9 protein-coding genes are annotated in these 12782 nt (G+C 42.4%); 3 read left to right on the top strand and 6 right to left on the bottom strand.

What is annotated here, in order from left to right:
- Positions 1-39: 39 nt before the first annotated feature.
- The 5 genes from RMY31_RS00930 to RMY31_RS00910 all read right to left on the bottom strand — a co-directional run bounded on the left by RMY31_RS00930 (position 40) and on the right by RMY31_RS00910 (position 4922).
- A complete protein-coding gene (locus RMY31_RS00930) occupies positions 40-324 on the bottom strand; it encodes a hypothetical protein (protein WP_409877036.1) in 285 nt (94 codons plus the stop codon).
- A gap of 61 nt (positions 325-385) precedes the next feature.
- Positions 386-673: a PAAR domain-containing protein gene (locus tag RMY31_RS00925; RefSeq protein ID WP_322656813.1), complete on the bottom strand. Its 288-nt coding sequence runs from the start codon at positions 671-673 to the stop codon at positions 386-388.
- Between the two features lie 44 nt (positions 674-717).
- A complete protein-coding gene (locus tag RMY31_RS00920) occupies positions 718-2685 on the bottom strand; it encodes a VgrG-related protein (protein ID WP_322656812.1) in 1968 nt (655 codons plus the stop codon).
- Positions 2686-3214: 529 nt separating this feature from the next.
- A complete protein-coding gene (locus RMY31_RS00915) occupies positions 3215-3769 on the bottom strand; it encodes a DUF202 domain-containing protein (RefSeq protein WP_322656811.1) in 555 nt (184 codons plus the stop codon).
- Between the two features lie 481 nt (positions 3770-4250).
- Positions 4251-4922, bottom strand: coding sequence for a cadmium resistance transporter (locus RMY31_RS00910; protein WP_322657078.1), 672 nt, complete (start codon positions 4920-4922; stop codon positions 4251-4253).
- A 325-nt stretch (positions 4923-5247) separates the two neighbouring features.
- On the opposite strand from RMY31_RS00910, the gene RMY31_RS00905 reads away from it, so the two are divergent.
- The 3 genes from RMY31_RS00905 to RMY31_RS00895 all read left to right on the top strand — a co-directional run bounded on the left by RMY31_RS00905 (position 5248) and on the right by RMY31_RS00895 (position 11546).
- Positions 5248-6192, top strand: coding sequence for a LysR substrate-binding domain-containing protein (locus tag RMY31_RS00905; RefSeq protein WP_322656810.1), 945 nt, complete (start codon positions 5248-5250; stop codon positions 6190-6192).
- A 720-nt stretch (positions 6193-6912) separates the two neighbouring features.
- Complete coding sequence (locus RMY31_RS00900) at positions 6913-8229, top strand: efflux RND transporter periplasmic adaptor subunit (RefSeq protein WP_322656809.1); 1317 nt, start codon at positions 6913-6915, stop codon at positions 8227-8229.
- A gap of 143 nt (positions 8230-8372) precedes the next feature.
- A complete protein-coding gene (locus RMY31_RS00895; protein WP_322656807.1) occupies positions 8373-11546 on the top strand; it encodes an efflux RND transporter permease subunit in 3174 nt (1057 codons plus the stop codon).
- 221 nt (positions 11547-11767) lie between these two features.
- Here RMY31_RS00895 and crtC read toward each other — a convergent pair whose 3' ends face one another.
- On the bottom strand, positions 11768-12691 hold the full coding sequence (crtC, locus tag RMY31_RS00890) for a cyanoexosortase C (protein ID WP_322656806.1): 924 nt from the start codon (positions 12689-12691) through the stop codon (positions 11768-11770).
- Positions 12692-12782: the final 91 nt, after the last annotated feature.

Here is a 12782-nt window from a genome sequence, read left to right as displayed (position 1 = left end):
CTCACAAGTGTAGGTTTTTAATCAAGCAATGAGTAATGACTATAAAACTAACGCTCTAATCATCATTTCTTCTACCCCTACACCCTTACACCCTAAAACCAGGGTTTTAGGAACAAAACGTAAAAAACCTACACCTGTCAGCCTCCCCTGCCTCCCCTGCTTACCCCAATTCATCCCACTGTTATGCAACGCCAAAAAATAATCAATCGCTTGGGTGAGCAGGGGAGCAGGGGAGACAGGGGGAGAAGAAATTGGATACTGGTATTGGATGCAGGAATTGAGTAATTTAATTATTGGATGTCCCTTATATCCGAAAGTATCCATGCTGTCTCCCCAAGACCACACTTCCTCACGAATTACGAATTAGTATTAGATGCAAATATCTTCACCCACCAATTAACACAGTTGGCGCACCTATTCCCACAACAGTAGTTAATGGTACGCCAGTAATAGTATTAGCTCCAGCTACCTGGGATGTCACCCGCGCTGCTGGTCGTCCACCAATCAAGACTGTGAAAGAACCCATAACAATACTTCCAGTCACAACCGGCCCTACCACAAGGTCGCCAACACAAGCTGCGGGTAAACTCAAAATCAACACATTTGGCACTCCTGGCGCAGTAATTGGATCGCCTGTCACAGTTAAATCGGTAAGTCTTGCTGCTGGAAACATAATAAATCTTCCTTGAATAAATAATGATAATTAACAACTGACTATTAGCAATTTAGCCGAATTAACCCACCCATAATACCTACCGTAGCAGCACCATTAATGCTAACTGTAGCGCCAGCATTAGCACTAATTGAAGCACCAGCACTAGCACTGATAGAAGCACCAGAATTGATACTCAATGAACCCCCAGATTGCACGCTTATTGAGCTGCCAGCTTGCACGCTAACAGTTCCAGTCGTTCTCATCGTAATACCGCTGGGAGCCAGTTCTATACTAGTAGCCCCTACAGTTAAGGTAATTTTTTGAGTTGCAGTTAGAGCAATTTCGCCACCATTAACACTAATTTTTTTAGTTGTTCCAGTGGTTCCAGATTTAACTGTAATATCACCTGTTGAAGTTAAACTGATAGTTTTATTACTATCATCACAACGAAATTTGTGACCTCCAGTAGTTTCCAATTCTGCAAATTTCTCACTATCATTCAGTCGAAAATTATGACCGTCTGTAGTCTGAAGATAAACACCTTTTTTAGTACCTTTATCTTCTTCCACAAACTGTAGTTTATGCCCAACGCGGGTTTTAAAAGTACGTAGGCGCACTTTGCCGTTAACGACTGTATCATTCACATTTTCCGGTGGTGCATCCGTGCCATTCCAGACACCACCAATTACATAAGGACGATGGATGTCGCCGTGTTCAAAAGCTACTAATACTTCATCATTGACTTCTGGTAAACAATCAAACCCTCTACCAGGGCCTGCTCCGACACTCACAACTCTAGCCCAGTTGCTTTCATGCTCCTCGGTCAGGGTAGGAAACTTAACTCTTACACGACCCCAGCCTTTAGGGTCTTTGTTATTACTGACAATTCCTACTAAAAGAGTTTGTCCTGGTTGCAGGTGCGTTTGGGGTGACAGAGTAGCTAAAAGGTCTCCAGAGCGCAAGCCGCGTACACTGAACTCTGTAGTATAAATTCTTTCGTGGAATAAGTGACGAGTTTCAGTGACGTAGTAACTACCACTGTAATTACCCATGTCTGTAAGCTTCACTACCCTTCCCGGTCTGAGGTAGGGATTACCTTCACCTTTGGCATCAGCATAGACAAATTCTCCTCCAAGTTCATTACACAGAGCTTGAGCCATTTTCTGGGCTTCGTTGGCACTAAAAACTGGCCGATCCACGACGATCATCTTCGGCTGAATGCTAAACTTAGTGCTGGTTTTACTGCCTGTGCCATTTTCTGTATTAGTGATTACCTGCTCTGTTGATGCTGTAGAAACAATTGGCCGCTTTGTAGTGTAGTCCCAACCCCGCACCTCAACAGAACTGACTTGTTCTGCACTGGTAACTCGAACGCGGAAGTTATGGATGTCTTCCAACCATTTAAGGCTTAGGGATTGATTTTGTGCAGGCTGGCGAAAGTTGAGCTTGCCATCTTGAACATATAGTTCAAAGCCTAAACGAGCTGCCCTTTCCCGCAGAAACTCCATGTTGGTCTGATTTTCTTGAAAGACATAATCATGAATAATACTAGTAGAGGCGATCGCGCCAGTTGCAATTCCCGTTTCTCCGACAATCTGATTGACGATATCACTATCAGTCACGTTCTGGAAGGAGCGATTATAACGTCCTCGGTGCAGGCGGTGGGAAATATCATAACCACGAATAACGATTGGAGCCTGAGACTTTTCAGTAAACTCTGTTTCTATGGCTGTAATTTCCCCATCTAATACATAGCCCTGTTCCGCAGTTTCAAAGTCTACGTTTTCTGTGGTACTAGAGACGAAACCAATTTTAATCTTTTTACCAATTGCAAATAAGCTCTGGTGTCGCCAAGTCTTTTCTTCTGTGCGTCCGGGGAAGTAATCATTTTTGATAATCAAAGTAAACATTCCCGGTAGGTGAAGACTCTCTTCTACAGAGATTTGCAAAATGTCGTTAAGCAAATCAGTGGAAGCATTAGTACCATCAATTTGCAACAGCGGCTCGGGAATGTAACGGACTGCGGGCATACATATCCTGAAGGGTTGATTTCCAATAGCCTATTAGGACATCTGATTGTGTACCATTCCCCAAAGGTCGAATCCTACCAAGTTGCCCAAGTAAATATTTTTAGATTTCGTTATTTATAACAGATTCATTCAAAAACAACTTTTATTGTGATAATTACAGCGCTTTTCAAGTAATTGAACTCCATTACTCCCCATTGCCCATCTCAGCTGTGGTCTAATTACTAAAAACTGCTGTAAGCATTATCCAACTTGCAGATGGTTACTCTGATTCAGAAGCTCCATTATTTCAATATGTCTCATGTTCGGTTCCTGAAGGTTTACCACAAGGCACAGGTATATATATTGACCAAGAAACAGACTTACTCATTGGTGTTGTACAAGGAGTTACAGGTCTAAGTCTCAATGAAAACTACTTTCGTTTCGTTTAGGCTCGTGTCCCTCATACGACATCTAATAAGATAAAACTTTATCTTACTCCATAAATTTTGGGATAATTTTTGGATCATAAATAAAATCTATGACCCAAAAATTACTCAGGCATGACTGGACTTAATGGATCTAAAGGACTTGTAAAAACAAAATAAATTACCCCAGCACCCAGAATCATGATGGCGAGACTGAACAGGAGTACCCAACGGTCTGTAGGTTCATAGGTGTCTTCTTCAATATCACGACGAACAGCGAAATAGTGTGCCGTTGACAGCCACACCGCGATCAAACCTACCAGTGAGAAGACTAAGCCTAGCTTCCAGCCAGTGCCAGGACGAGGTACTAAGGGTACTTGGAAGGCACGCAGACGTACAATAACGACACCAAAACCTAACAGAGCGATCGCCGTCCGCATCCAAGCAAGATAGGTACGCTCATTAGCCAGGTGATCTCGTATTCTCGACGGATTCAGCCGTCCTGGCTTTTTCTTATCCTTGTCTTCTTCTTTAGGTTTCAACAACTGCATCAATAACACCCTTATCCCCAATGAAGCCTCTCTTAAAACAATACCAAGGTAGTAGCAAATCTCTCTCCAGATAATTTGCATCAACTGAGATAGTTGCACTACCGAAATATACTTGATATGTTTGTTCATTTTTTCAAAGTTTATTGTAGTGCAGATATCTAAATAAAACAAGCCTATTATCATTAAAAATCAAAAAAATTAACCCCAAGAAAAGATATTGTTGCCAGAAAAAGCCAATTTATTCTCTGATTTTAGCTCTTATGCCATGTGAATTGATATTAGGAAATTTTCAGAAATTAATTATACTGTTTGAAGTTTTTGACTTTTGAATGTCAACAATTACAAAATTATAGATGATGCACATTAATAATAAAGACACCCGAAACAATCAAGATATAAGTAACAAAAGTATTGCCATGTTCAGTTAGAAAGTGTGCGATCGCAGTCAAGCTAATGAACTTATAAGCGGCATATAACTATACATCCACTAACGAAGTCTTGTAATCAGGACTTTCAATCCAAAATCACACGATTTGCTACAACTTTGAGAACCAAAGCAACGCAGTGGCTCCAAAATCGGTATAAGGTAATAATTTAACCAAGGGTTCGCCTAATGGGAAAACATTGCCAGACTAGGTAAAAGTTGAAATGAGCCACTTTTCATAAGAATGGAGAATCCCACCCAGATCAACACAAACGGGAAGACTTTGCGACCATAGCGAGCGAGAACAGGAGCCATCAGAGGATTACGAGTCAAGTTGTAAGAAAGGAAGCACCACACCCCAACAGTCATATAGCAAACACACAAAATTAACCCCAAACTTGGGAGATTGCTACTAGCAAACAACGGCACGTAGATTCCGATGTTGTTTCCTCCATTAGCAATGGTGACTGCGGAAACGCGATAGGTTTGGGGATCGCGCAGAGTTGCCAATAGTGATTTCTTCCGGGACTGAGATTTGGTAGGAGTTAGGTCAATTGACACAGTTTGCACTACTGCTTCTTCTTCTTTACTTAAGAGATGACCGATCCCAATACAAATTGGTAATAAACCTAGCAATCCAATCCAAGCCTCTGGAAGGATTAAACCACCTAAAAAGCCAGGGAGACTAGCAAACACTAGTGCAGTAAATCCAAGAAATTCACCAAGAACAACATGTCTAGCTCGAAAGGTGCGGTTGACTTTTCCAAAGAAAGCTGTCAAGTATAAATTGTCGTCAAATGTGGTGGCAAAAGCAGCCGAAATCCCAATAATTAATGTACTAATTAGCCAACTGTTCATATTTATCTCCTTAATAATTGCCGAGCGATCGCTGTTATGCACAGCCCTGACCGCAGACACTTGTTAGGTGCGGTTGTGTTGAACAAAGCTTGGGGAAGAGGTTTGTTTTAGAACTCTCTGCGGGGTGTATACGAGCGATCGCTTATTCGCGCTTTGCTTCTTCGCTCGACTGGAATTTACAATCTCTGCCTTAGCCGTTTGGCCAGGTGCTAAAGGCTTGATTTATACTTTAGGCAAACTAATCGATAGAATCAAATGCTTTTTTTTGTCAAAATGATAAATGTAAATGATTGAATTTTGACATTAGTTTTTTAGGACACTTTAAATGGCAGGGATGACGCTTGAGCAGCTAAAAATCTTTATAGCCGTGGCAGAACATCTACACTTTACCCGTGCAGCTGAAGAGCTTTATATTACGCAACCAGCTGTCAGTGCAGCAATCCACAACTTAGAGCAAGAATACGGAGTCAAACTGTTCCATCGGATTGGTCGCCATGTTGAGATTGCTGAAGCTGGGAAGTTACTGCAAGTGGAAGCACAGAAAATTCTCGATCAAGTCTCCTTGACAGAACGAGGATTGCGGGAATTGAACAATCTGCAACGAGGTGAATTGAAATTAGGATCGAGTCTGACAATTGGTAACTACTGGCTGCCAAGCAAGATTAGTGAGTTTAAGAGCCAATATCCTCATATCCAGATTGACTGTACTCTCGCCAATACCGAAGATATTTGTACAGGAACAGCGATGGGACAATTTGATTTGGGTTTGGTAGAGGGAGATATTAAGCCAGCGCTTCAGAATACTCTAGAGTATGAAATTGTGGGGAGCGATCGCTTACAAATCGTTGTCGGTCAAACTCACCCTTGGTTTGAGCGGGGAGAAATTGAGTTAACGCAACTGACTCAAACTCCTTGGGTCATGCGAGAACCTGGGTCTGGAACCCAGCAAAGGTTTGAGGAAGCCTTACAAAATTGGGGCATCAATCTGGGCGAACTGAATGTAATTTTAGTGTTTAACAGTGGGGAAATGACAAAAGCCGCTATTGAGAATGGTGCAGGTGCAATTGGAATTTCTGAGTTGATGGTCAAAAAAGAAATACTACTTGGAACTCTACGGGCAATTAAAATTATTGATAATAGAGAGCGTCATGGTGCGATCGTAGAAATAGTGCGACCTTTTTTCAAACTCAAGCATCGACAGCGGTTTCAAACTGCACTTTCCAAAGCCTTTGAGCAGATGTTGCTATCATGTACGCATAATTTACTTTGAGAGCAAATTGTTAGAAGTATGATTTTTGTAACAGAGTAATATTTTTTTGAATTTAGGATTTTTTAGCCATGTGTTACTTTGGTTTTCAAAGTTGTAGCAAGTGGTGTCATTTTAGATTTTAGATGGTAAAAGAGTCATTGGTCATGGCTTTTTAGCGCTTAAACTAGAGCAATTATTGTTAAACTGGGCACAACCAATTATAAACCGCTTGTATCAAACCTTGTTCTGTGTTTATTAATTACGAATTCCCCTACCCTGCGGGTTCTGCTTTAGCAGTACGGGTGACGCTATGCTAACGGACTCGACTTGAACCGCAGCCACTCTGCTCTTGTGCTCTGCTGACGTGTAGACGCGCTCTTCGTAGCTACCCTGATGAGTTCTCTGAAGGAGTAGCCGCAGTGTCGAAAGTAGCATATAAGACTCCGATTTGCTCAAGAATTACGAAATTAGAAAGCATTTAGTCATAGCAATATTAGAATAATTTACGCAATATTTGAAAATACAATGCGATCGCTTGATTTGTAAACTAGATTCGATCACTCACCTTTGGGTAGATTGTAGAAAACCTCTAAAGCTGTATATTTGTTTGAATGAACTACCATACAATTTGTCAAAGTACCTCATGCTAAATTAGTAATTTATAATTTCAAACTTTAAATCCTGATTCAGTTCTAATTAACTAGTTAATTTTTTAAGTTGTTCTTAGGTTGCCTGTAAGCCATGACATCCCCTGAGCCACAAACTGATTTTGGAGACAATCTTCCACAAACCTCATACGAGCCACCCCCCAAACAACGGCGGTGGCTTCGGTTATTGATAGCTTTAATACTAGTTATAGGGGGTGGAACAGCGGTAGTTTGGCGTTTGCTCACTCCTACAAACCAAGAACCTTCATCTGCTGCTCAAGCTCCAGGGGTAAGAGTAAAGTTATCGCCAGTACAAGTCGGCACAATTGACGATAGTACAGATTTTATTGCCAGTCTTGAGTCCCGGCGTTCCGTAACGCTCCAGCCGAGAATTCAAGGTCAAGTCACTCAGATATTTGTCAGATCGGGAGATCCAATTGCAACAGGAGCAGCAGTTATCCAAATAGACCCCAGACAGCAACAAGCAGCAGTTAGTAGTATTGATGCTGCTGCCCAGGCATCGAGGGCACAGTTGGAAAATGCTCGCGCTACACTTAAATCTCTAGAAGCGGAACGTTTATCTAACCTTGCGGATTTACGACTAAATCAGCAGGATTACGAAAGGTATGCAAGTTTGGCGAATCAAGGAGCTGTATCTCGGCAAACTAAGGATCAGTATGCCAATAGGCTCGCCACAGCTAAGGCTAATCTCGGTGCTATTAATTCCAAGATTCAAGCACAGCAAGCCAGCATATTGCAGGCTGAAAAAGGCTTGCAGCAAGCTCAGGCAAATACTGACGAGCAACAAGTCCAGCTCCAGTACTATCGAATTACCGCTCCCTTTGATGGCACGGTTGGCGACATCCCGGTGAAAATAGGTGATTTCGTTAATACTTCCACACAGCTAGTTACCATTACCCAAAACCGACCTTTAGAAGTCAAAATATCTGTGCCACTAGAGCGAGGCCCTCAATTGCGTAAGGGAATGCCAGTGGAAATAATGAATGCACAAGGTCAAGTTGTAGGTAATAGCCGAGTATTTTTCATTGCTCCAAATGCTAATAATGATACCCAGTCAATATTGATCAAAGCACTTTTTAACAACTCACAAGGTCAGCTACGGGCAGACCAATTAGCGCGAGCTAGAGTGATTTGGAATCAGCGTTCTGGAATCTTAATCCCAACGACAGCAGTATCTCCTGTGGCTGGAGAAACTTTTGTCTATGTAGCGGAAACGGAAACATCGCCAAAAGGAGCGTCTCAACTAGTAGCTCGGCAAAAGCTAGTGAAGTTAGGCAATATTAGAGGTAATAATTACCAAGTTCTCGAAGGATTACAGCCAGAAGAGAAAATTGTCATCTCAGGACTACTTAACCTTAGGGATGGCCTGCCGATTGTTCCTGAATCTTAATATTGGGAACTGGCGACTGGGGATAAATCAGTACTGAGTAATGAGTACCGAGTTCCAAGTGGGGAATTTCACTCAGGACTCAGAACTACCTCATCCCCAATCCCTAATCCCTAACCCCCATTGCCCCTAATCCCCAATCCCCGATGTTTGTTGATTTCTTTATTAGGCGACCTGTATTTACCAGTGTCTGCGCGATTCTGATTCTCCTAGTAGGAGCAATAAGTATTCCAACGCTACCTACGGCGCAGTATCCAGATATTAGTCCAACTCAAATTACTGTTAGTGCTAATTATGTTGGTGCCAGTGCTGAAGTTGTTGAAAATACGGTAACGACTGTCTTAGAACGCCAAATTAACGGTGTTGAGGGCTTGAAGTACATGACTTCAAGCAGTAGTAATAATGGTAATAGTACGATTACAGTTACGTTTGACGCAGCGCGGAACAAAGATATTGCAGCAGTTGATGTGCAAAATCGTGTGTCTGTGGCTGAACCACAGTTGCCAGAAGCCGTACAGAGAACGGGAGTTACTGTTAACAAGCAGTCTAATAACATCCTTTTGGCGATGGGACTGTACTCAGATAACCAAAAGTTCGACAACGTATTTTTAAGCAACTATGCCGACCTCTACATCATAGATGGCCTCAAAAGAATTAACGGTGTGAGTGAGGCACAGATTTTTGGCGAACGCCGCTATGCTATGCGTCTTTGGCTCGACCCCAACCGCCTTGCTAGTCGCAGCCTCACTGCCCAGGATGTCATTGATGCCCTCAACGAACAAAACTTACAGGTGGGCGCTGGGCAAATTGGTCAGCAGCCATCACAACCAGACCAGATGTACCAAATAGACCTGCAAGCGGTGAGTAGGCTGACTGAGCCATCAGAATTTGCAGATATAGTAATCAAGACAGGTGCGGATGGCACCTTGATAAAACTCAAAGATATAGGTCGGGCAGAGCTAGGGGCACAAGACTATAACTCTTTCCTGCGATTTAGAGGCAATGAGGGTGTGGGGATAGGAATATTTGCCACTCCGGGAAGTAACGCTTTGGACGTTGCTAAGGCCGTAAAAGCGGAAATGGCCCAACTAGCGCAACGCTTTCCGCCAGGAATGCAATATCAAGTGGCGTTTGATACGACATCGTTTGTAGAAGCATCTCTTGCGGAAGTTGTCAAGACTTTGATAGAAGCGATCGCACTTGTTGTCTTGGTAATCTATATCTTCTTACAGGATTGGCGCACCACGCTGATTCCCGTCATCGTTGTTCCCCTAACTTTGGTTGGCACTTTTGCCTTTATCAAGGTTTTCGGATTTTCCATCAATACCTTGACGATGTTTGGTCTAACCTTGGCAACAGGGTTAGTGGTTGACGATGCCATTATCGTTGTCGAGAATATCTCTCGGTTAATCGAGGATGAGGGGATGCCGCCCCGTCAGGCTGCCTCTGAGTCCATGAGGGAGCTATTCGGGGCAGTGATTGCAACTTCCTTAGTGCTAATGGCTGTATTTGTACCCGTAGCCTTCTTTCCAGGAGCTACAGGACAGATATATAAGCAATTTGCGCTGACGATCGCCTTTTCTATGGCAATTTCTACCTTTCTTGCCATCACTCTGACTCCTTCGCTTTCAGCGTTGCTGCTGCGTCGGGGACAAAGACCACGTGGTTGGTTGGGCTGGATTTTTGACCGGATTAACAGGTTTATTGATTGGATACGCCGAGGATATGAGCGCATACTCAATCGTTTGACAAGGATGACAGCGATCGTCGTGCTGCTATTTATCTTGTCTTTGGGGGTGACGGGCTGGCTTTATATCAGCGTCCCAACTGCATTTATCCCTGATGATGACCAAGGCTATTTCATCACTATTATCCAAGGGCCAGAGGGGGTTTCACTCAACTACACCAGCAAGGTGATGGCTCAGGTAGAAAAAGAAATCCTCAAATTGCCAGAAGTCACGGGTACTTTTGCCATCGGTGGCTTTGGTTTTAGTGGCAACTCTGCTAACAGTGGAGCAATTTTTACCACTCTCAAGCCTTGGGAAGAGCGTCACGAATCAGGACAGTCAGCAGCAGCAATTATCGGTAAGTTAGGGGGAGTGCTATCGGCAATTCCCGAAGCAAGAATTTTCCCAGTTAATCCACCATCAATTCAGGGTTTAGGGAGTTTTGGTGGCTTTCAATTTCAGCTACAAGATAGAGCAGGTAATAGTGGTTTAAATACCATGCTGCAAGTCATGGGTCAGTTACTCCAACGCGGTAATCAGACACCAGGATTGCAAGCTGTGTTTAGCACATTTAGCGCAAATACGCCTCAGATGTTGATTGAAGTAGACCGCAATAAAGCTAAAGCCCTACAAGTTGATGTAGACGAGATTTTTAATACTCTCCAGAGTTACTTAGGCTCGCGGTATGTCAACGACTTTAACTTACTACAGCGGACTTATCGGGTATATGTCCAAGCAGATGCTCAGTTTCGCTCTAACCCCGATGATATTGGGAGATTGTACGTTCGTTCTGTGAATAATCAGATGATTCCCTTGAGTAATCTGGTGAAAATCACTCCTAACACTGGGGCGCAAACAATAAATCACTTCAACTTGTTCCGCTCGATTGAAATCAACGGCTCCGCAGCCCCTGGTTATAGTTCTGGACAAGCAACCTCAGCTATGGAAAAACTGGCACAGGAAGTTTTACCTGCAACTATGGGTTATGAATGGGCGGGGGTTACCGCTGAAGAGAAGGAGTCTGGGGGTCTAGCGCCACTAATTTTTGGATTGGGACTTGTTTTCGTTTTCTTGGTACTAGCTGCTCAGTATGAAAACTACGTTGACCCACTAATTATTATGTTGTCAGTTCCTCTAGCTATTTTGGGGGCACTGTCAGCACAATCTCTGCGAGGTCTGCCCAACGATGTGTTTTGTCAGGTTGGTCTAGTGATGCTAATTGGTTTGGCTAGTAAAAATGCTATTTTGATTGTGGAATTTGCCAACCAACTGCGAGAGCAGGGACTTTCAATTACTAAAGCAGCAGTGCAAGCATCACAAGAGCGTTTGCGACCCATTCTCATGACTTCCTTATCTTTTATCTTCGGTATTTGGCCGTTGGTAAATCCTGAAGGAGCAGGGGCAGCTAGTAGAAAATCTCTTGGTACAGCAGTTGCTGGGGGAATGATTGTCTCGACTTTATTGAGTTTGTTTGTGGTGCCAATTCTCTATATTGTGATTGGCAGAATTCGCGATCGCTTGCGGTCGCGTCGCAAACCTCAGTTGACTGATTCTAGTCATGATGAAAAAGTCCCTTCTGCCAGCCATCGGTAGGGAAGTATGGGAGTACTGAGTTAGAAGTTAGGAGTTAGAATATTCTCCTATAGGACTCATATTTGATTTTTGAAAAAACTCAGTACATTTCTACCTGCCTTTTGCCTGTTCCTATTCCCTCCCTACACAAGTATGTTTAGTAATCAAACCGGATTCTTATAATTCCTGGCTTCTATCTTTTAGTTATTTAGTTAACCAAAGCAGTTAGCGGCGAGAGGATGTCAATGCAGCTTGGATTTGCGCTCAAAATCCAGTAGCCGCAGTTGAATAAGCAGGTAATAGAATGCTGTAAACATGACTGCTGAAAAAATTTGTCCTCCCCAACCATCATGCCAAAAATCAAATGCTTTTACATCCCAATAAGCAACAGAGATTGCCAGTAATGCAATGCGAGCAGTGTTGAAAGTAAAAGCAAGAATGCATCCCAAAAAGCTTATTGTTAATATCTGGAAGCCCTTTAGTCTGTAAACCATACCTATTAACAGACTAGTCACAAGCATCAAGACCATCAAATCAAATCCGTTACAACCCCATCCTATATCTACACTACCTGTAGGTAATTTCACCCATGTTTCATCTATACTGCTTGGATAACCTATGGTGTGAAGTGCTAAATTAACGCTCCAAGCTTGAATGCGATCCATTGTTCTTTCAGGAGTAAAGGCTCGCCATATATATCCTGGTAGAGAGTAAATACCAGGATAGATACTTAAAATCATCAAAAAAATTTGACGTTTATAGCGTTTAAAGAACTTCAGCCCCCAAGTACTAAGGACAATACCTACTAAAATTACTAGCCAAACTAATGCTTGAGACCACCCTTTGTTAAGACTGTAAGGGAAAAGACCAACTCCAAATAAAATCAAACTATGGCCTAGTCGTCGTTGGATGATTGCAGGATTTAACTTAGCAAGTTGATTTTTCTGTTGCCATAACTCCTGTAATGCTAAATAAGCCGTAGTAACTGTCAACAATGGAAATGTACTGCCACCAATCAGGAACTGTGTTAATGTCTTTAACCAAAAAGATAAGTAATAGTACAAACCTATAGCCAAACCACACAAAACAATTCGATTATGGTTTTTTGCTAAATATATTGGTAATATTTGTTGGATTTTATAAACATACTTTTTATAGCTATTCAAAGGAATCAAAACCTCCTTTTATCAACTACTAATTAAGCATTGTAAAATTAGCAAATACTCTAAAATCAGTACGTGCTTAAAGTCAATTACC

Source organism: Dendronalium sp. ChiSLP03b, from assembly GCF_034531165.2.
GTDB lineage: Bacteria > Cyanobacteriota > Cyanobacteriia > Cyanobacteriales > Nostocaceae > Dendronalium > Dendronalium minutum.
The sequence above is the reverse complement of the archived record's forward strand: the minus strand, read 5'-3'. Positions and strand labels throughout refer to the sequence as shown.